The sequence below is a fragment of the Serratia sp. X3 genome, from assembly GCF_014982455.1.
Lineage (GTDB): Bacteria > Pseudomonadota > Gammaproteobacteria > Enterobacterales > Enterobacteriaceae > Serratia > Serratia ureilytica.
Genome location: NZ_JADCNB010000010.1, coordinates 1 through 19966, shown reverse-complemented (window position 1 = coordinate 19966; position 19966 = coordinate 1). Strand labels below are relative to the sequence as shown.

Below are 19966 nucleotides of genomic sequence, written 5' to 3'. Positions count from 1 at the left end.
CGCTATTATCCGTCGCGGGCGTTCGCCGTGGCGCCGCCGCTTCATCGAACGGTCACGTTCTTACACTATTTTAGAGGCTGGGTCGTTCACTCCGAACGGCGCGCGTGGAGGTGGTTGGATTAATGATCCGTTGTCTACCGGTTGTTGGTTCTCAACAGCAGTGCCGTTCTGGCGCACATTCTTCTGCTATTTCCCGTCTTGTCTCTCTGTCACTTACCAGGTGCGATAAACACTTGGCCGCTACTCAGGATTCTCGGGCCGGCTAACGGTCGTCTGAAGAACTGAACAAGGGTAGCCTGCAGCCTTCCTGTGGGATGTTTCTTGGCCCGATTCACGAGGTTTGAACAGGGTGTCTTACAATTATATGAGTGATAAACCGATCGCTGACCGCGAACGGCAGTTCTCTTCGCTGCCGCCAGCGCGGCTTGTTGGGTTGTTCTCGCGGGTTGTAGCTGCGATAGTGGCTGACGGTTTCGTCAGTACGGAATGTGAGGCGAACCATGTCTGATGATCTGTTGATTCACCGTCCGCCGGTTGCGGGCGAGTCTTTATCTTTGCGCTCCATGCAGGAGGTTGCCATGAATGATCGTAATGCCAGCAAGATGCTGCGTACTTATAACGTCGCCTACTGGGGCAACAATTACTATGACGTCAACGAGCTGGGCCATATCAGCGTGTGCCCGGATCCGGATGTCCCGCAGGCGCGCGTCGATCTGGCAGAACTGGTGAAAACGCGCCAGCAAGACGGCCAACGTCTGCCGGCGCTGTTCTGCTTCCCGCAGATCCTTCAGCATCGCCTGCGCTCTATCAACGCCGCGTTTAAACGCGCGCGTGAGTCCTTCGGTTACCAGGGCGGCTATTTCCTGGTGTATCCGATCAAGGTGAACCAACATCGCCGCGTGATTGAATCGCTGGTGAACTCCGGCGAACCGCTGGGGCTGGAAGCCGGCTCCAAGGCCGAACTGATGGCGGTGCTGGCGCATGCCGGCATGACCCGCTCGGTGATCGTCTGTAATGGTTATAAAGATCGTGAATATATTCGTCTGGCGCTGATCGGGGAAAAGCTGGGGCACAAGGTGTACCTGGTGATCGAGAAGATGTCCGAGATCAATCTGGTGCTGGAAGAAGCCGAGCGGCTGAACGTCATACCGCGCCTGGGCGTGCGTGCGCGTCTGGCGTCGCAAGGCTCCGGCAAATGGCAGTCGAGCGGCGGCGAAAAATCCAAGTTCGGTCTGGCGGCGGTGCAGGTGCTGAAGCTGGTGGAAACCCTGCGTGAAGCGGGCCGCCTCGACAGCCTGCAGCTGCTGCACTTCCATTTGGGCTCGCAGCTGGCCAATATTCGCGACATCGCCACCGGCGTGCGCGAATCGGCGCGCTTCTACGTTGAGCTGCACAAGCTGGGCGTCAACATTCAGTGCTTCGACGTGGGCGGCGGCTTGGGCGTCGACTACGAAGGCACCCGTTCGCAGTCCGATTGCTCGGTCAACTACGGCCTGAACGAATACGCCAACAACGTGATTTGGGGCATCGGCGATGCCTGTAACGAACACGGCCTGCCGCACCCGACGGTGATAACCGAGTCCGGTCGCGCCGTGACCGCGCACCACACGGTGCTGGTCTCCAACGTGATCGGCGTAGAGCGCAACGAGTTCAGCGAACCGCAGCCGCCGGAAGCCGACGCGCCGCGCGCGCTGGAAAGCATGTGGGAAACCTGGCTGGAAATGAACGAGCCGGAAAACCGCCGCTCGCTGCGCGAATGGCTGCACGACAGCCAGATGGATCTGCACGACGTGCATACCCAATACGCGCACGGCATGCTGGACCTGACCAAGCGCGCCTGGGCCGAACAGCTGTATCTGAACATCTGCAACAAGATCCAGCAGCAGCTCGATCCGAGCAACCGCGCGCACCGTCCTATCATCGACGAACTGCAAGAGCGCATGGCGGACAAGTTCTACGTCAACTTCTCGCTGTTCCAGTCGATGCCGGATGCCTGGGGTATCGATCAACTGTTCCCGGTGCTGCCGCTGGAAGGGTTGGATAAGCCGCCGGAAGGTCGTGCGGTGCTGCTCGACATCACCTGCGATTCCGACGGCACCATCGACCATTACGTCGACGGCGACGGCGTGGCGACCACCATGCCGATGCCGCCATACGATCCGGAGAACCCGCCGGCGCTGGGCTTCTTCATGGTTGGCGCGTACCAGGAGATCCTCGGCAACATGCACAACCTGTTCGGCGACACCGCCTCGGTTGACGTGTACGTGTTCCCGGACGGCAGCGTCGAGACCGAGCTGTCCGACGAGGGCGATACCGTAGCGGATATGCTGGAGTACGTGCAGCTCGATCCGAGCGCGCTGCTGTCCAAGTTCCGCGATCAGGTCAAAGAAACCGATCTGGACAGCGAGCTGCAGGCGCAGTTCCTGGAAGAGTTTGAAGCTGGGCTGTACGGCTACACGTATCTGGAAGACGAGTAACCGCCTTCTTCAGGGGGGCGATATCGGCCCCCTTGAAGCATGAACAAAATGCGGCCATAATCTGCCGTATCGGTAGCACCGAAACACACATCGAATAAATCCCTTTCTCGTCGGGCTAACGACGCGGGAGGGATTTTTTTTTGTCACGGCCCGGCGTCTGCGCCCGGCAACTTGTTGAACTACGAGGGTTTACTATGAGCACCTTAGGCCATCAGTCCGATAATTCATTAGTGTCCAACGCCTTTGGTTTCCTGCGCTTTCCGCTGAACTTCATGCCTTACGACAGCGATGCAGAGTGGGTCATCACCGGCATTCCGTTTGACATGGCGACCTCCGGTCGCGCCGGTGGCCGTCACGGCCCGGCGGCCATCCGCCAGGTGTCCACCAACCTGGCCTGGGAAGGCAATCGTTGGCCGTGGAGCTTCGATCTGCGCGATCGTCTGAACGTGGTTGATTGCGGCGACATCGTGTTCAACTTCGGCGATGCGCAGGATATGAGCGACAAGCTGCAGGCGCACGCGGAGAAACTGCTGAAGGCCGGTAAGCGCATGCTCTCGTTCGGTGGCGACCACTTCGTCACCCTGCCGCTGCTGCGCGCGCACGCCAAGCATTTCGGCAAGCTGGCGCTGGTGCACTTTGACGCCCATACCGATACCTACGCCAACGGCAGCAAGTTCGACCACGGCACCATGTTCTACCATGCGCCGAACGAAGGCCTGATCGACCCGCATCACTCGGTGCAGATCGGCATTCGCACCGAGTTCGATCACGACAATGGCTTTACCGTACTGGACGCCGCGCAGGTGAACGATCGCAGCGTGGACGACCTGCTGACCCAGATCAAAGGCATCGTCGGCGATATGCCGGTGTACCTGACCTTCGACATCGACTGCCTGGATCCGGCGTTCGCACCGGGCACCGGCACGCCGGTGATCGGCGGTCTGACTTCCGATCGCGCGCTGAAACTGGTGCGCGGCATGCAGTCGCTGAACATCGTCGGCATGGACGTAGTGGAAGTGGCGCCGGCTTATGACCAGTCCGAGATCACCGCGCTGGCCGCGGCGACGTTGGGTCTGGAGATGCTGTACCTACAGGCGGCCAAGAAACACGCCTGACGCCAGGCCACGACTCGCTGAAAAAGCGGCTCCCATCGTATGGGGGCCGCTTTTTTTATTTCATTTTTCGCCATCCGCGCGGCGATTTTCAGTCTGTTGCAACGCCTTTGCGCAATTTTGCGCAGAAATGAAACGGAGTCAGTAAAAAGGAACCGGGATAACGGGGAGGATGAATATACTGCGCGCGGGTGCTCTGGATCTTTGTATCTAGAGCCTGCGTGAAAGGTACAAAGAGAAAAGCCCCGAGTCGATATTCATCAACCCGAGGCCAACTCTAACGCCAGACAACGTTAAGTTAGCCTCTTACCCGCCGCGAGGCAAGGAGAAGAAGGCATGATGCCGAACAAACGGAGCCTGTTAAAACTGGTGGTTATTTGTGCCACGGTAATATCACTGGCATGGATAACCCGTAGCACGCTGTGTGAGCTGCGTATCCGATCGGGCACTACGGAGGTTGCGGCCATTTTGGCTTACGAATCCGAACGGTAAGGCAACCCGGCGACGGGGGATGTCCCCCGTCTGCTGATTGTTGGCGTCCAGATCCATGAGCACCCTCTCAAGGCCATTGGCTTTCTCTGCCGCAACGGTGCGGGAACAGACTATGCCCGCTTCACCTGCCGCGCCAGCAACATGCGGCCAAACAGTGCGCCGCCCGCCAGCAGCGTCAGCAGCTGTGAGGCAATCAGTACTGCAAAGCCCGAGGACACCTTGCCCTGGCTGGCCATCACCATGCCCATCGCCATCGGCACAAACGCCGAGAACAGATTGCCGATGCCGTTGATCAGCCCATAGGCGCTGCCGACCGCCTCCGGCCGCGCATAATGCTGGAGCAGCGTGGGGATCGCCGCGCCTTGCGCGCCCCAACAGGCGTTGGCCGCCAGCAGGAAGAAGGCGATCCAGCCAAGCTGATGGCTGTTCATTACGCCATAGATGCACAGCGCGGTCGCCGCGCCGCCAAAGACGAAGATCAGCGGCGCCTGATAGGGGCGGATACGATCGAGCAGCACGCCGCCGAGGTATTTTGAGGCGATGCTGACGATGAAAGGCAGTGCGGCCATCCACCCCATCTGCTTGATGGAGAATCCTTTTTCATCGGTCAGGTAGGCCGGCAGCCAGGCGCTGGACCCCCACAGATAGCTGAGCGTGGCGATCTCGATCAGCAGGATCCAACCGAGCATCGGCGTGCGCCAGGCCAGCGCGAAGGTGTGCCAGACGCGGCTCAACACCGGCTGAGGATCGGCGGGGCGTGAAGATGAGGGTAAGGCGAGCGGATGAACGAACAGCCGCACCAGCGCCAGGCCCAACAGCAGGTTGAGCAGCGCCAGCAGGTGAAACGACATCGTCCACCCGAAGTGCGCCATCAGAAAACTCACCAGCGGAAAGCCGATCACCAGCCCCAACGAGACGCCCAGCGCGCTGACCGCGTTGGGTTTGCCGCGCTCGTCGGCGGCGAAATGATCGCTGATGTACATGGTCTTGAGCGAGAACAGCGGTCCTTCGCTGACGCCAAGCAGCGCGCGCACCGCGCACAGCAGCAGCAGCGATCCCGCCAGCGGCGATGCGGCGGTGAGCAGCGCCCACAGCACGACGCTCAGCGTCAGCGCGCGGCGGTAACCCATCAGCGTTTCCAGAAACGGCGTCAGCAACATGGCGGACAGGCCGTAACCGAGTAAAAACACCGTCATCAGCGTGCCCTGATGGGCGCGGTCGCCGCCGAGTTGAAAGTGTTGCAGGAAGTCGGGATTGACCAACATCACGGCGATATTAACCCGATCCGCATAGGCGATAACGATCAGAAACAGCAGGGCGATCACCCCAAACCAGCGTTGACGTTGTTGCACGGCGCGTTCCTCAGTGCGAGCGGTTGACGAATTCAGGCAGCAGTAAACTCACCTGCGGATGCCATTACGCGCAAACGCGGGGATGAGGCTGATTTATGTAAATTTATTGTTATAAAGCTGGATGTAAAAGACAGCGAGAGCACTCTTTTACGTGCAATGCGTTGCCAGGATCAACGCAATTTTTGCCATAAATTAGCTGAAGAGCGCACAACTGACATAGGTTTTTCATATCGGTGCATTATTTCGTGATCCTTCCCGCATTTGTCATTTTTAAACAACCTTTCATTAACATTTGCCGCGCTGCTCGCTTGACGAAAGTTTCGCCAGACTTATAGTGACTGTATTAAATAAGAAACTGAGTTTCATATATGAAACAATCAGATAGAGGATAAAAGCAATGAGCTGGAAGAATGTGTGCGAAGTGTCTCAGGTGAAAGAAGATTTTCCTTTCTCCGGCAAAGTGGAAGGCAAAGAGATCGGGGTTTACCTGCTCGACGGTAACTACTATGCGCTGGAAGACGTCTGTCCGCATGCTTACGCCTTGCTCAGCCAGGGGTTTGTAGACGACGGCAAGGTTGAGTGCCCGCTGCACGAAGCGCTGTTTGACGTGCGCACCGGCCAGTGCCTGCGCGAGCCGGGCGGCCGCGATCTGCAAACCTATCCCACCCGGGTGGTCGACAACCAAATCCAGATCACCTTTATCGCGGAGGAGTAATCATGCAGCACATCACCGATTTCAATCCCTGGCTGCCGGACACCCAACAGGTGACGCCGGCCCGCGAAGGCGGCAACGGTCAAATCCATCAGCCGGGCCAGTTCCGCAACGTTGTGTGGCAAAACCGCGCCCGGGTGCCGGACGGTTTCGAAACCGCGCTGGTGGCGGCGCTGGAAACGATTTTCGATCAGGGCGCGGAAGAGCTGGAACAGATCGTCAGCGCGTTGAATCAGCGCCGCCTGTTCGATCGCAGCGGCCAGCCGTGGAATGAGGCGACGTTCCGCGAATTCCTTCACGTTAACGGTTTCTGATCGACACCCGGGAGAAGACAATGACAGCAAACACAACATCCTCCGAACAGAGCTTGCAGGACTATCTTGACCAGGGGCTGCGCGGCATGTGGTATCCGGTGCTGGCCAGCTGGGAAGTGGGCAACAATCCGGTCGGCATCACCCGTCTCGAGCAGCAAATCGTGGTGTGGCGCGACGGTGAAGGCCAGATCCACGCGTTGGAAGATCGCTGCCCGCACCGCGGCGCGCGGCTTTCCATGGGGTGGAACCTCGGCGATCGCATCGCCTGTTGGTATCACGGGGTGGAAGTCGGCGGCGACGGGACGGTGAAAGACGTGCCGGCGGTGGATCGCTGCCCGCTGGTGGGGCAAAAATGCCTGCGCGCTTACCCGGCCAAAGAAGCCTACGGCGCGGTGTTCCTCTATTTCGGCGTGACGGCGGATGAAGCGCCGGCGGAGCTGACTTTCCCGCAAGAGCTGGCGGACGAAGCGTCGTACAGCCACTTCTTGTGTACCGCCAGCTGGAACTGCAACTACCAATACGCCCTGGAAAACGTGATGGATCCGATGCACGGCACCTACCTGCACTCTTCCTCGCACTCGATGGCGGAAGGGGATCGCAAGGCGGATATGGGGCTGGAGCCGACCGACAGCGGGTTTATCTTCAAGAAAAACGGCCAGATCGGCGTCAACTTCGACTGGGTGGAATTCGGCAACAGCGGCGCGTATTGGATGCGCCTGTCGATCCCGTACAAGAAGCGCTTCGGGCCGGGCGGTCACTTCTGGATCATCGGCATGGTGGTGCCGGAAGACAAGGATCACTGCCGGGTATTCTTCTGGCGCATCCGTAAGGTCAAAGACTGGCAGCGCGACATGTGGCGCTTCATGTATCGCAATCGCCTGGAATCATTGCATTGGGACGTCCTCGAGCAGGATCGCATCGTGCTTGAAAACATGGCGCCTAACGCCCGTGGCCGCGAATACCTGTACCAGCACGACGTCGGTCTGTCGCGCCTGCGCCGCCTGATGCAGAAAGAGGCGCAAAAACAGCTGGCGACGCTGCGCGAGCGGGAGGCGGCGCAGTGAACGGCCTGCTGAACGGCAAGCGCATCGTGGTCACCGGCGCGGCGCGCGGTCTGGGCTACAGCTTCGCCGCCGCCATTGCCGCTGCCGGCGCGCAGGTGGTGATGTGCGACATTTTGGCGGATGAGCTGGCGGCGAGCGGCGCTGCGCTGCGTGAGCAGGGCGCTCAGGTGGAAACGCAAATCATCGATCTGGCCTCACCGGATTCGATCCGTTCGGCGTTCGAGAAGATCGCCACAGGCGGCGGGATCGACGGGCTGGTGAACAACGCGGCGCTGGCGACCGGCGTCGGCGGTAAAACCATGATGGAATACGACATCGATCTGTGGGATCGGGTAATGCAGGTCAACGTGCGCGGCACCTGGTTGGTGAGCCAGGCAGCGGCGCCGCTGCTGGCGCGCAACCCGCACGCCAAGATCGTCAACGTGGCGTCGGACACCGCGCTGTGGGGCGCACCGCGTCTGATGGCCTATGTCGCCAGCAAAGGCGCGGTGATCGCGATGACGAGATCGATGGCGCGCGAGCTGGGCCCGCAGGGCATCTGCGTCAACGCTATTGCGCCGGGCCTGACGCGGGTGGAAGCCACCGAGTATGTGCCCGCCGAGCGCCATCAGCTGTATGAGCAGGGGCGCGCGCTGGCCGGGGCGCAGCATCCGGACGATGTGAACGGCACGGTGCTTTATCTGCTGTCGCCGCTGGCGGATTTCGTCACCGGCCAACTGCTGCCGGTCAACGGCGGCTTCGTATTCAACTGACGGCCCGCAGGGCAGGCGCACAGCGCAGGAGCGAGAGATGGCGGACGAGCAAGCATGTAAGTATCTGATCCCGGGACTGGATCGCGGGTTGCAGTTGCTACTGGCGTTTGGCGAGCAGCATAAGGAAATGACCTTTGCCGAGTTGCATCGCCTGGTTGATATGCCGAAGGCCACCGCCTACCGCGTGGTGCAGACGCTCGAGCACCTGGGCTTTCTGGAGCGCAATCCGCGCACCAATACCTTCGCGCTGGGCATCAAGGTGCTGCGTCTCGGCTTCGAATACATCGCGTCGCTGGACGTCGCGCAGGCCGGCCAGCCGGTGATCGAACAGCTGCGCGATCGCAGCCAGTGCAGCAGCCATCTGGCGATCCGCGACGGGCGCGACGTGATCTATATCGCCCGCGTCAGCGCCGCCGGTTCTCAGATCAATCAGGTCAGCGTCGGCACCCGTTTGCCGGTGCACCAAACCTCGCTCGGCCGCATGTTGTTGACCAGCGCCACCCGCAGCGAGTTCGAACAACTCTATCCGGACGCGCAGCTGCCGGGCAACGCGCCGGGCACCCCGGCGGATCGCGAAACGCTGTGGCAGATGGTGCAGCAAGACAAGGCGCGCGGCTATGTGATCGGCGAATCATTCTTCCGCCACGGCATCTCCTCGATCGTCTACCCGATCTTCAACCGTGAGCAGCGGGTCGAGGCGGTGGTCAGCATCATGGTGCCGTCCGATGAGATCCCGAAAGCGGATCGCGAGCGGCTGCGCATGGAAGTGCGCGATGCGGCGGAGAAAATTTCCGGCTTCCTCGGCGCGCCGCCGCAGGCCAACGTCGGCTAACCGACAGGACCGACTCTTTCACTCAGGCAGGGATAAGGCCCACAGCAAACAGGGGCCGGGGTTCAGTCATGCCTGAAAACCGTATACAGCGAGAACGTGAGGCTGAGCAATGAGCGTAATCGGAATCGAAAAACTGGAGTTTGGCGTCGAAGATCTGCCAACCTGCGAAAAATTCATGCAAGACTTTGGCCTGCAGCCCGCCACGCAACATTGGGGCGAACCGCAGCGCGAATTCACTACCCTGAGCGGGGCGCGGGTCGTTCTGCATCCGATACAAAGCGCGGCGCTGCCAGCGGCGTTTGAGGGCGGATCTACCCTGCGCCGCATGACCTGGGGCGTGGCATCGCCCGCGGATCTGGCGCGCCTGCAGCCGCGTTTGGCGTTGATGCCCGGCTTTCGTCAGGTGGGGGAAGAGCTGGAATGCCTCGATCCCAACGGCATGACGCTACGCTTCGTCGTCAGCCGCCAGCAGGCGGTCGAAGTGCCGGTCACGCCGATCAACCAATGGGGCGACGTGCGCCGCATCGATCAACCCAGCCCGGTTTACTCGCAGGCGCAGCCGATCAATATCGGCCACGTGGTGTTCTTCGTTGACGATCTGGCGGCGACCGAGCGTTTCTACCGCGAGCTGTTGGATTTCCAGGTTTCCGATCGCTATATCGATCGCGCCGTCTTCCTGCGCACCCAGGCGCGCGGCGGCCACCATAATCTGTTCCTGCTGAAGCTGCCCAACCGCCCACGCGGCCTGAACCATGTGGCGTTCACCGTGCGCGATATCCATGAAGTGATCGGTGGCGGCATCGCCATGAACAAAGAGCAGTGGAGCACCTTCATCGGCCCTGGCCGCCACCCGATTTCCTCGGCGTATTTCTGGTACGTCAACAGCCCGACCGGCGGCGCGTTCGAGTACTACACCAACGACGATTATCTGACGGAAAACTGGCAGCCGCGCGAGCTGGAACATTCGCTGGTCTCCTTCACCGAATGGGCGGTAGAAGGCGGCATCGATCACGATACGCGCCGCCAGCATAAAAAGGCGGAGGCGTTATGAACCGGCCGGAACACGCGGGCATTGTCATCGTCGGCGGCGGCCAGGCCGGCGGTTGGGCGGCCAAGACGCTGCGTGACCGGGGTTACAGCGGCCGGCTGACGGTGATAAGCGACGAACCCTACGATTTTTACGAGCGGCCGCCGCTGTCGAAAGCGGCGCTGCTGGATGCCGCGGCTCCCCTGAGCCGGCTGTTCAGCGAACAGGCGGTGGCGGAGCTGAACATCGACTGGCGTCGCCCGCTGCGCGCCGAGTCTATCGACGCCGAACAGCAAATTGTCACGCTCAGCGACGGGCAACGGCTGCAGTTCGAGCAGTTGCTGATCGCCACCGGCGGGCGGCCGCGTTTGCCGGGCGCCGCCTGGGCGCAGCACCCGCGCGTGATGACGCTGCGCTCCTGGGACGATGCGGCCCGGTTGCGGCAGGGCCTGCAGAGTTGCCGTCGCCTGGCGATCGTCGGCGGCGGTTGGATCGGGCTGGAGATCGCCGCTTCCGCGCGCCGTCTCGGCGCCGAGGTGACGGTGTTTGAGCGCCAGCCTGCGCTGTGCATGCGCAGCGTCGGCGCCGACGTCTCACAGGCGTTGCTCGAACTGCATCGCCGGCAGGGCGTGACGGTGTTGTGCGGCTGCGGCGAGATCTCGTTGGAAGATCGCGACGGCGCCGCCTGGATCGGCAGCGAAGTCAGCGATCCGCAGGTCTTCGATCTGGTGGTGGTGGGGATCGGCGTCGAGCTGAATCTCGAACTGGCGCGCAGCGCCGGGCTGGCTATCGAGTCCGGCATCGTGGTCGACGGCCAGGGGCGCACCAGCCATCCGGCGATCTTCGCCGCGGGCGATGTGGCGCGCCACCCGACGCTCGGCCTGTGCCTGCAGTCCTGGGCCTACGCGCAAAATCAGGCCATCAGCACCGCCTGCGCGATGCTCGACGCCTTCGCCGCTCCGTATAACGACGTGGCCTGGCTGTGGTCGGATCAATACGACGTCAATATCCAGATCCTCGGCGTGCCGAGCGGCGGCGTGCACCATGTGGTGCGCCGCACGCCGCAGTCGCAGGTGTTCTTCACGCTGAACGCCGATCGGCAGCTGGTGCAGATGGTGGCGTTCAACGACGCGCGCACCATCAAGCTCGGCAAGCGTTGGCTGGCGAGTGGCCGGGTGCTGGATCCGCAGCAGCTGGCGGATGCGGAGTTTTCTTTGATGGCGTTGAAATAACGCCCGAACCTCGGGAGCGTTTTATGACTACGCAAGACATTGACGCCCGCGCTGGACGGGCGGGGGAAACCGTTGCCGAAAATCCGCAGCAGCGGGTGCGCTGGTCGGTGCCGATCGCGCTGTTCGCCTGCGTGCTGCTGGCGTTTTTCGACAAAATCAGCATCGCGGCGCTGTTTTCCGACGCCGAGTTTCAGCAGGCGCTGGGCATCGGTTTTGACCCGGCGCGGCTGGGGTTGCTGATGAGCGCGTTTCTGTTCTCCTATGGCATCTCCTCGATGCTGCTCAGCGGCATCGGCGATCGGCTTAATCCGGTCAAAGTATTGATTGGCATGATGGTGGTGTGGGGCGTGCTGATGGTGTTGATGGGGCTGGTGCGCTCCTATCACGCCATGATGACGCTGCGCATTCTGCTCGGTATCGCCGAAGGGCCGCTGCTGCCGATGGCCTACGCCATTATTCGTCAGGCTTTCCCGCCGCAGCTACAGGCGCGCGCCACCATGCTGTGGCTGCTCGGCACGCCGCTCGGGGCCGCGCTCGGCTTCCCGGTCACCCTGTACATCCTCAATACCTTCGACTGGCAGGCCACCTTCTTCTTTATGGCGTTTCTGACGCTGCCAGTGATGTTGCTGGTGTTGTTCGGCATGCGCCACCTGAACGTGTCGCGTCCGGCGGCGGCGGCCAAGCCGGCGGTGTCCGAACGCCAACAGCATCGCCGCGAGCTGCTGCGCAGCCCGCATTTCTGGATGATTTGCCTGTTCAATATCGCCTTCCTGACCTACCTGTGGGGCATGAACGGCTGGTTGCCGAGCTATCTGATCAAGGGCAAAGGCATTCATCTGGAGCATGCCGGTTACCTCTCTTCGCTGCCGTTCATCGCCATGCTGCTCGGTGAAGTGCTGGGCGCCTGGCTGTCGGACAAGCTGGATCGGCGTGCGCTGGCCTGCTTCCTGTCGCTGTGCGGCGCCGGCCTTGGCCTGGCGGTGGTGCTGCACCTGCAGGGTACCTACAGCGTGATCGCCGCCATGGCTTTCAGCACCTTTATGTGGGGCGCCGGCGCGCCGAATATTTTCGCGCTGTTGGCGAAGGCCACCAGCAGCAAGGTCAGCGCCACCGCCGGCGGCATTTTCAACGGACTGGGCAATTTTGCCGGCGCGCTGGCGCCGGTGCTGATGGGGGCGTTGATCGCCGCCACCGGCAATATGGATAACGGCCTGCTGTTCCTGGTGGTGATGGCGTTCGTCGGCTGCCTCATTCTGCTGCCGTTGCTGAGAAAATACTGATTAATCAATCGTTTCAACAGAGGAGTGACAACATGTCTCAGGTTGAGAACAAAGCCGGCGTCAAGCCGCAGGATCTGTCGATGGAAAACTGGGTAGAGTCGCGCATCGCCCGTTTCGAAGGCCGCAAATACGACTGGAACGCGCTGAAATTCCAGGCGGATTTCGATCCGAAATATCGCCGCGCGCAGATGCGCTACATCGGTACCGGCGCTACCGGCGTGGCCAGCGACGCCAACACCATTCCGGCGGGCAATTTCACCTTCTCCACCATGGTGTTGCCGTCGAAGTGCGAGGGCCCGTTGCACCTGCACGACGACGTGGAAGAAGTGTTCTTCATGCTGAAAGGCAGCATCACGCTGATGATTCAGGATGGCGAAGAATATTACGAAACCAGGCTGAAAGAGCGCGATCTGATCTCGGTGCCGGCGGGCGTGTATCGCGGCCTGTTCAACCACGGCGAGGAAGAGGCGCTGATGTGCGTGATGCTCGGCACCGCCAAGCCGGAGATCCCGACCTATCCGGCGGATCACCCGCTGTCCAAAGTGAAGCGCAACTGATGAACGGCCTGGCGCAACGCCAACGGGCGCGCTGCGGGGCGTATACCCTGAGCTGGCGCGAGGCCGGGCAGGGGCGGCCGGTGGTGTTGCTGCACGGCATCAGCTCCGGATCCGCCTCGTGGATCAAGCAGTTTAACGACAGCGGCCTGACGGACGGTCATCGTCTGTTGGCGTGGGACGCGCCGGGCTACGGCGGCAGCCTGCCGTTGGCGGATCCTCAGGCTGGCGCCGCCGGTTATGCGGCGGCGTTGGCGGCGCTGATTGATGAGCTGCAGCTGGGGCAGCCGCTGATCGTTGGCCATTCGCTGGGAGCGCTGATCGGCAGCGCCTACGCCGCCGGCTATCCGGACGGGCTATGTGGGCTGGTGTTGGCGGATCCGGCGCAGGGCTATGCCGCGGCGCCGGAGGAAAAACGCCGGCAGGTATACGGCCAGCGCCAACAGATGATGGAGACGCTGGGGCCGGTGGGCTACGGCGAGCAGCGGGCGGCGGCCTTGCTGCGCGAAGGGGCGGATCCGCAGGACATCGCCTGGGTGCGCAACGGCATGCAGCAGCTCGATCCCGACGGTTTTCTGAGTGCCGCCTGGATGCTGGCCAACGATGATATTGGCCGCTATCTGGCGCGCTATCGCGGCCCGCTGGAGGTGTGGTGCGGTGAACAGGATCGCATTACGCCACCGGAGAAGGCGGCCGAGCTGGCGCGTGAACAGGATGCGACGCTGCGCCTGATCGCCGCCGCCGGTCACGCCAGCTACCTCGATGCGTCGGTGTGTTTCAACCGCTATCTGCGGGATTTTACGGGAGCAATCCAACGATGAATTTTCAGCTTGAGGATCGGGTGGCGGTGGTGACCGGCGGCTCATCGGGCATCGGTTTCGAAACCCTGAAACTGCTGCTGGCCGAAGGGGCGAAAGTGGCGTTCTGCGGCCGCGATCCGGACAAACTGGCCGGCGCGGAGGCCAGCCTGCGCGCGGACTTCCCGCAGGCGGAGATCCTGGCGCTGCGCTGCGACGTGCTGGATGCGCAGCAGGTGGCGCAGTTCGCCGCTCAGGTGACGGCGCGTTTCGGCGGCGTGGATCTGCTGATCAACAACGCCGGTCAGGGCTTCGTCGCCCACTTTGACCAGACGCCGCGCGCAGCCTGGCTGCATGAGGCCGAGCTGAAGCTGTTCGGCGTGATCAACCCAGTGCAGGCGTTTTTACCGGCGCTGGAACGATCGGATATCGCGTCTATAACCTGCGTGAACTCGCTGCTGGCGCTGCAGCCGGAAGAACACATGATCGCCACCTCGGCGGCGCGCGCCGCGCTGCTCAACATGACGTTGACGCTGTCGAAAGAGCTGGTGGGCAAAGGCATTCGCGTTAACTCGATCTTGCTGGGGATGGTGGAGTCGGGCCAATGGCGCCGCCGTTTCGAAGAGCGCAGCGATAAAGATCAAAGCTGGGAGCAGTGGACGGCGGCGATCGCCGAACGCCGCGGCATCCCGATGAAGCGCCTCGGCAAGCCGCAGGAACCGGCGCAGGCGCTGCTGTTCCTCGCTTCACCGCTGGCTTCCTTTACCACCGGCGCGGCGCTGGACGTTTCCGGCGGCTTTAACCGTCATGTGTAACAGGGGCCGAAAAAGATGAAGAAGATCATGATGATTGGCTATGGCGCGATGGCGAAGGAAGTGATCGCCCGTTTGCCTGAAGGCGTGGAGGTCGGCTGGATCCTGGCGCGCGCAGCTCATCATGCGGCGATCGCCGAGGCTTTTGCTGGGCGGGTGCAGGCGCTGACCCATCCGGAGCAGTGTTCGCAGCGGCCGGATCTGGTACTGGAGTGCGCCAGCCAGCAGGCGGTGGCGGAGTTTGGCGAAGCGGTGCTGCAGCGCGGTTGGCCGCTGGCGATGATCTCGACCGGCGCGCTGGCGGATGCCGCATTGCAACAGCGGTTGCAGCAGGCCTGCCGCAGCCATCACGGGCAACTGATCGTGCTGTCCGGCGCGGTGGCGGGCATGGACGGGCTGGCGTCGGCGCGCGAAGGCGGGCTGGAAAGCGTGACCTATCAGGCCAGCAAGAGCCCGGCCAGCTGGCGGGGCAGCCCGGCGGAGCAGCTGATCGATCTCGATGCGGTGCGCGAGGCGCAGGTATTTTTTGAGGGTTCGGCGCGTGAAGCGGCGCGTTTGTTCCCGGCCAACGCCAACGTGGCGGCCACCATTGCGCTCAACGGCCTGGGGATGGACGCCACCCGGGTGCGCCTGCAGGTCGATCCCGCCACCCGGCGCAATACCCATCGTCTGCAGGTGTGCGGCGACTTTGGCGAGTTTCACATCGAGCTGAGCGGCACCCCGCTGGCGAGCAATCCCAAAACATCAACCCTGGCGGCGCTGAGCGCGGTACAAGCCTGCCGCCGTCTGGTGGACGGCGGTTTTATTGCCTGAACGGCAGGAGCGGAGCATGGAACGATTGAATATTTTTGTCGCCGGGCGCTGGCGTGAAGGGCGCGGCGAAGAGATGGCTTCGGTATTCCCGGCCGACGGCAGCGTCAACGCGCGGCTGCGCGCCGCTAACGTCGAGGATGTCAACGAGGCGGTTGAGGCGGCGGAAAAGGCCTGGCGCGCGCCGGAATGGCGTGGGCTAGTGCCGCACCAACGCGCCTCAATTCTCTACCGCGTGAGCAACCTGATCCTGGCGCAGCAGGAACAGCTGGCCGAGCTGCAGACGCGCGACAACGGCAAACCGCTGGCGGAAACCCGCGGCCTGGTGGCCAGCGCGGCAGCGACCGCGCGTTACTTCGCCGCCGCTTGCGAAGTGCTGGAGGGAGAGCTGCCGACCCCGCGCAGCGCCGAGGTGATGACCCTCAGCCAATATCAACCGATGGGGGTGATCGCCGCCATTACGCCGTGGAACTCGCCGATCGCCAGTGAAATGCAGAAGGTGGCGCCAGCGCTGGCGGCGGGCAACGCGGTGGTGCTCAAACCGGCCGAAGCCACGCCGCTGATGGCGCTGAAGCTGGCCGAGCTGTTCGAACAGGCGGGGCTTCCTGCCGGGCTGCTCAGCGTGCTGCCGGGCAAAGGTTCGGTGATCGGCGAGGCGTTGGCGCGCCATCCGCTGGTGAAAAAGATCGCCTTTACTGGCGGGACCAGCACCGGGCGCCATTTGGCGCACATCGCCGCCGACAAGCTGATCCCCACCTCGCTGGAGCTGGGCGGTAAATCGCCGACCATCGTGCTGGAGGACGCCGATCTGGAGCAGGCGGCGCGCGGCATCTGCTACGGCATTTTCAGCTCCGCCGGCCAGGCGTGCATCGCCGGTTCGCGGCTGTTCGTGCATCGTTCGCTGTATCAGCCGCTGCTGGCGCGCTTGACCGAACTGACGGCGGGGCTGCGCATCGGCAACCCGCTGGTGCCGGGCGTGCATCTCGGCCCGCTGATCAGCGCCAAACATCGGCAAAGCGTGGCGGACTACGTGGCGCTGGCGCGCCAGGAGGGCGGGCGGGTGGTCATCGGCGGTGAAGCGCCGGCCGATCCGCAACTGGCGAGCGGCAGCTATTACCTGCCGACCATTATTGAAGGTTTGAACAACGACGCCCGCGTCTGCCAGGAAGAGATCTTCGGGCCGGTGCTGGTGGCGCTGCCGTTCGACGACGAGCGACAGCTGATCGAACAGGCCAACGACTCGGTGTACGGCCTGGCGGCCGGCATCTGGAGCCGCGATTTCCCGCGGGCGATGGCGCTGGCGGAGCGGCTGGAAACCGGCACCGTCTGGGTCAACACCTACAAAACGTTCTCGATTTCCACGCCGTTCGGCGGTTTCAAGGAAAGCGGGCTGGGCCGCGAAAAGGGCCTGAACGGCATCAAGGCCTACATGCAGCAGAAAAGCGTGTATCTGGCGCTGAGCCATCAGGTGAACCGCTGGAGCGACTAGGCCGACACCTCTACGCATAACCCTAATAACGACTACCCTAAGAAGGCAGATGATGAGCGATAAAATCACGGTTGGCGAGGCGATAGCCCGGACTCTGGAACAGTACGCGGTGTCGGCGATGTACGGCATCATTTCGATTCATAATCTGCCGATCGCCGATGCGGTGGGGCAGCGCGATAAAATTCGCTTCGTGCCGGCGCGCGGCGAAGCGGGCGCGGTCACCATGGCCGATGCGCATGGGCGCTTCTCCGGCCTGGGCGTGGCGTTGACCAGCACCGGCGCCGGCGCGGGCAACGCGGTGGGGGCGATGATTGAAGCGCTTAACGCCAACACGCCGCTGTTGCATATCACCGGCCAGGTAGAAAAAGCCTATCTGGACGCTGACGCCGGGTTTATTCATGAAACCCGCGATCAGCTCGGTTTTCTGCGCGCCTGCTCCAAGCGCGCCTACCGGGTCAATTCGCCGGAACAGGCGGTGGCGGTGATCCAGCGAGCGATCCTGGATGCGCAAACCGCGCCCTGCGGCCCGGTGGCGGTAGAGATCCCGATCGATATCCAAAGCAGCCTGGTTTCCCGCTCGGTGCTGACCGAAGCGTTGGCGCCGGCGCCGCTGCCGAAGGCGGACGATGCGGCGGTGGAGCGGCTGCATCAGCGGCTGAAACAGGCCAAGCGCCCGTTGCTGTGGCTGGGCGGCGGCGCGTTGGCCTGCGGTGATGCGGTGCGCAAGCTGGCGGACGCCGGCGTGGCGGTGATCTCCAGCACCCACGGGCGTGGCATTCTGCCGGACAGCCATCCGCGCAGCCTGCGGGCGTTCCACAACTCGCCGAGCATCGAGGCTATCCTGACGCAGTGCGACCTGACGCTGGTGGCCGGTTCACGGCTGCGCAGTAATGAAACCCGCACCTGGACGCTGCCGCTGCCGCGCCCGCTGGTGCAGATTGACATCGATCCGGCGGCGGCCAACCGCAACTACCTGGCCGATGAGCAGATCAATGGCGACTGTGCGGCGCTGCTGGCCGCGCTGGCGGCGCGGCTGAGCCCCGGCGAGAAGGTCAACGCCGAGTGGGATGCCGAGATCGCGGGGGCGGTGCAGCAGGCGGAGAGCGCGTTGCGTCAGCAGTCCGGTGAATACGCCAAACTCAACGACGCCATCGACGCCGCGCTGCCGCAGGACGGATTGCTGGTGCGCGATATCACCGTTTCCGGCAGCGTCTGGGGCAGCCGTTTGTTCCGCGCGATCTCGCCGCTGTGCAACATTCACTCGCTGGCCGGTGCTATCGGCATGGGGCTGCCGATGGCGATCGGCACCGCGATCGCCAACCCGCAGCGCAAGGTGGTGGGGCTGGTGGGCGATGGCGGTTTGGCGCTGGGCCTGGGGGAACTGGCGACCATGGCGCAGGAACAGGTGAACATCACCCTGCTGATCATGAACGACGGCGGTTATGGCGTGATGCGCGGCATTCAGGACAAGTATTTCGCCGGGCGCCAGTATTACAACGAGCTGCATACGCCGGCCTTTACTCAAATAGCCGAAGCGATGGGGCTGAAAGCCTGGAAGGTCGAGGCGGCGGCGCAGTTCAACGGCGTGCTGGCCGAAGCGATCAACTACCCGGGGCCGTCGGTGGTCGAGGTGGACATGAAGCAGGTCGGGCCGCTGACCTTCGCCGGGCCGCCGCAGAAAACCCTGTATTGAGACGATAAAAAACGCCCGGCGGTTGCCGGGCGTTCTCGTGGCTATTTCTCTGCCGCGATGCGATCGCGAATGTGCTGTGCGCGCGCTTGGGAAGACGGGTGATCGTCGAACATGCTGCTCTGACGGCCGGCTTCCATTTGGGCCAGTTTTTCGAAGCTGGTGGCCAGGCCGTTCGGATCGATGCCGCGCTTTTTCAGCAGATCGAACGAGTAATCATCCGCTTCGCTTTCCTGCTTCTGCGAGAACTGCGCGCTGACCAGCTTCTCGCCGATGTCCGCCAGCTGCGACTGCGACAGTGAGCCGATAACGCCGCCGGCGGAGGACGCCGCGGTGCGCAGCGCCACGGTGCCGTAAGCCACCTGCATCGCTTTACGGGTGTGGCCCAGCGCCACGTGGCCCATTTCGTGACCCAGCACGCCTTCCACTTCGTTGTCGTTCATGATGTCCATCAGGCCGCTGTAAACGCGGATACAGCCGTTGGCCATCGCCCAGGCGTTGACGTCTTTGGTCACGTAGACCTTGTAGTTGGCCGGGGTGCCGTTGATGTTGTCGCCCAGCGCCGCAGCGATTTTGTTGAGACGCTTGGCATAGGTGCTGTCGGCCGGCGCGATTTGTGCCTTGCTGTCCATCTCGGCGCAGGATTTATCACTCAGGGCCTTAACGTCGTTGTTGCTCAGGGTCGCCGCCTGGAACGCCTGCGCGCCGGACTGCATCAGGGTTTCGGTATTCAGGTTTTGACAGCCGGTTGCCAAGGTGGCAATGCCCAACGCAATCAAAGAGGTACGGATCTTCATAACGCCATCTTCCTGTGAAGGTAACAAGGTAAAAGAGTCATTTTGCTTTGAGGCTATCTTGCCGCAAGAGCCTAGTGTACGCCAGACGGGGCGAGAATAGTGTTATTCCGAAAAAGCGTCCAATCGTGCTAATAAGTGGTGAACTCGCTCTCATTTGGCATTAGGGATTGCCGTTGTGATGTGGAGTCTGAGAAAATAGGGAACTTGACTGCTTTTTTTATCCGACCTGGAGTAAAACATGTCCTCTCGTAAAGAGCTTGCCAACGCCATCCGCGCACTCAGCATGGACGCCGTACAAAAAGCAAATTCCGGCCACCCGGGGGCCCCTATGGGCATGGCGGACATCGCCGAAGTCCTGTGGCGCGACTACC

General features: G+C 62.4%; 20 protein-coding genes. 18 read left to right on the top strand and 2 right to left on the bottom strand.

All coding sequences use genetic code 11. The features are described from left to right. The first annotated feature begins 500 nt into the window (after positions 1-500). The 3 genes from speA (at position 501) to IMX17_RS23265 (ending at position 4081) form a co-directional block, all read left to right on the top strand. On the top strand, positions 501-2477 hold the full coding sequence (gene speA / locus IMX17_RS23275) for a biosynthetic arginine decarboxylase (RefSeq protein ID WP_004937600.1): 1977 nt from the start codon (positions 501-503) through the stop codon (positions 2475-2477). Positions 2478-2671: 194 nt separating this feature from the next. Beyond that, a complete protein-coding gene (speB, locus tag IMX17_RS23270; protein WP_004937606.1) occupies positions 2672-3592 on the top strand; it encodes an agmatinase in 921 nt (306 codons plus the stop codon). 336 nt (positions 3593-3928) lie between these two features. Further along, the gene (locus IMX17_RS23265; protein WP_004937610.1) at positions 3929-4081 is read left to right on the top strand and encodes a Hok/Gef family protein; all 153 of its coding nucleotides are present in this window, start codon (positions 3929-3931) and stop codon (positions 4079-4081) included. 110 nt (positions 4082-4191) lie between these two features. On the opposite strand, the gene IMX17_RS23260 is transcribed toward IMX17_RS23265, so the two are convergent. Further along, the gene (locus IMX17_RS23260) at positions 4192-5433 is read right to left on the bottom strand and encodes an MFS transporter (RefSeq protein WP_193550264.1); all 1242 of its coding nucleotides are present in this window, start codon (positions 5431-5433) and stop codon (positions 4192-4194) included. A gap of 397 nt (positions 5434-5830) precedes the next feature. Here IMX17_RS23260 and IMX17_RS23255 point away from each other — a divergent pair, with 397 nt between their 5' ends. From IMX17_RS23255 to IMX17_RS23190, 14 genes are all read left to right on the top strand, one after another. Further along, positions 5831-6148 (top strand): non-heme iron oxygenase ferredoxin subunit, encoded by a 318-nt coding sequence (locus IMX17_RS23255; RefSeq protein WP_004937614.1) that lies wholly within the window; start codon positions 5831-5833, stop codon positions 6146-6148. Positions 6149-6150: 2 nt separating this feature from the next. Then, positions 6151-6459: a recombinase-like helix-turn-helix domain-containing protein gene (locus tag IMX17_RS23250; protein ID WP_019456046.1), complete on the top strand. Its 309-nt coding sequence runs from the start codon at positions 6151-6153 to the stop codon at positions 6457-6459. 20 nt (positions 6460-6479) lie between these two features. Next, complete coding sequence (locus tag IMX17_RS23245) at positions 6480-7523, top strand: aromatic ring-hydroxylating dioxygenase subunit alpha (protein ID WP_033652735.1); 1044 nt, start codon at positions 6480-6482, stop codon at positions 7521-7523. Further along, the gene (locus tag IMX17_RS23240; RefSeq protein WP_193550263.1) at positions 7520-8275 is read left to right on the top strand and encodes an SDR family oxidoreductase; all 756 of its coding nucleotides are present in this window, start codon (positions 7520-7522) and stop codon (positions 8273-8275) included. The genes IMX17_RS23245 and IMX17_RS23240 overlap by 4 nt, the downstream gene beginning before the upstream one ends. 37 nt (positions 8276-8312) lie before the next feature. Continuing rightward, positions 8313-9107: an IclR family transcriptional regulator gene (locus IMX17_RS23235; protein WP_004937625.1), complete on the top strand. Its 795-nt coding sequence runs from the start codon at positions 8313-8315 to the stop codon at positions 9105-9107. A 109-nt stretch (positions 9108-9216) separates the two neighbouring features. Then, positions 9217-10158, top strand: coding sequence for a VOC family protein (locus IMX17_RS23230; protein ID WP_193550262.1), 942 nt, complete (start codon positions 9217-9219; stop codon positions 10156-10158). Further along, a complete protein-coding gene (locus IMX17_RS23225; RefSeq protein WP_193550261.1) occupies positions 10155-11366 on the top strand; it encodes an NAD(P)/FAD-dependent oxidoreductase in 1212 nt (403 codons plus the stop codon). Before IMX17_RS23230 ends, IMX17_RS23225 begins: the two co-directional genes overlap by 4 nt. 23 nt (positions 11367-11389) lie before the next feature. Next, a complete protein-coding gene (locus tag IMX17_RS23220; protein WP_033652738.1) occupies positions 11390-12646 on the top strand; it encodes an MFS transporter in 1257 nt (418 codons plus the stop codon). 32 nt (positions 12647-12678) lie between these two features. Then, positions 12679-13203: a cupin domain-containing protein gene (locus IMX17_RS23215; RefSeq protein ID WP_004937634.1), complete on the top strand. Its 525-nt coding sequence runs from the start codon at positions 12679-12681 to the stop codon at positions 13201-13203. Beyond that, positions 13203-14021 (top strand): alpha/beta fold hydrolase, encoded by an 819-nt coding sequence (locus IMX17_RS23210; protein WP_193550260.1) that lies wholly within the window; start codon positions 13203-13205, stop codon positions 14019-14021. The genes IMX17_RS23215 and IMX17_RS23210 overlap by 1 nt, the downstream gene beginning before the upstream one ends. Next, complete coding sequence (locus tag IMX17_RS23205) at positions 14018-14812, top strand: SDR family oxidoreductase (RefSeq protein WP_046897350.1); 795 nt, start codon at positions 14018-14020, stop codon at positions 14810-14812. Before IMX17_RS23210 ends, IMX17_RS23205 begins: the two co-directional genes overlap by 4 nt. 15 nt (positions 14813-14827) lie before the next feature. Then, entirely contained in the window at positions 14828-15622 is a 795-nt protein-coding gene (locus IMX17_RS23200; protein ID WP_046897351.1) for an aspartate dehydrogenase, read from the top strand. 16 nt (positions 15623-15638) lie between these two features. After that, positions 15639-17108, top strand: coding sequence for an aldehyde dehydrogenase (locus tag IMX17_RS23195; protein ID WP_033644724.1), 1470 nt, complete (start codon positions 15639-15641; stop codon positions 17106-17108). A gap of 52 nt (positions 17109-17160) precedes the next feature. Continuing rightward, positions 17161-18801, top strand: coding sequence for a thiamine pyrophosphate-binding protein (locus tag IMX17_RS23190; RefSeq protein ID WP_033652742.1), 1641 nt, complete (start codon positions 17161-17163; stop codon positions 18799-18801). Between the two features lie 41 nt (positions 18802-18842). On the opposite strand, the gene IMX17_RS23185 is transcribed toward IMX17_RS23190, so the two are convergent. Then, positions 18843-19595: a M48 family metallopeptidase gene (locus IMX17_RS23185; RefSeq protein WP_004937650.1), complete on the bottom strand. Its 753-nt coding sequence runs from the start codon at positions 19593-19595 to the stop codon at positions 18843-18845. 238 nt (positions 19596-19833) lie between these two features. On the opposite strand from IMX17_RS23185, the gene IMX17_RS23180 reads away from it, so the two are divergent. After that, on the top strand, positions 19834-19966 hold a 133-nt coding region (locus tag IMX17_RS23180; RefSeq protein WP_139159286.1), incomplete at its 3' end, for a hypothetical protein.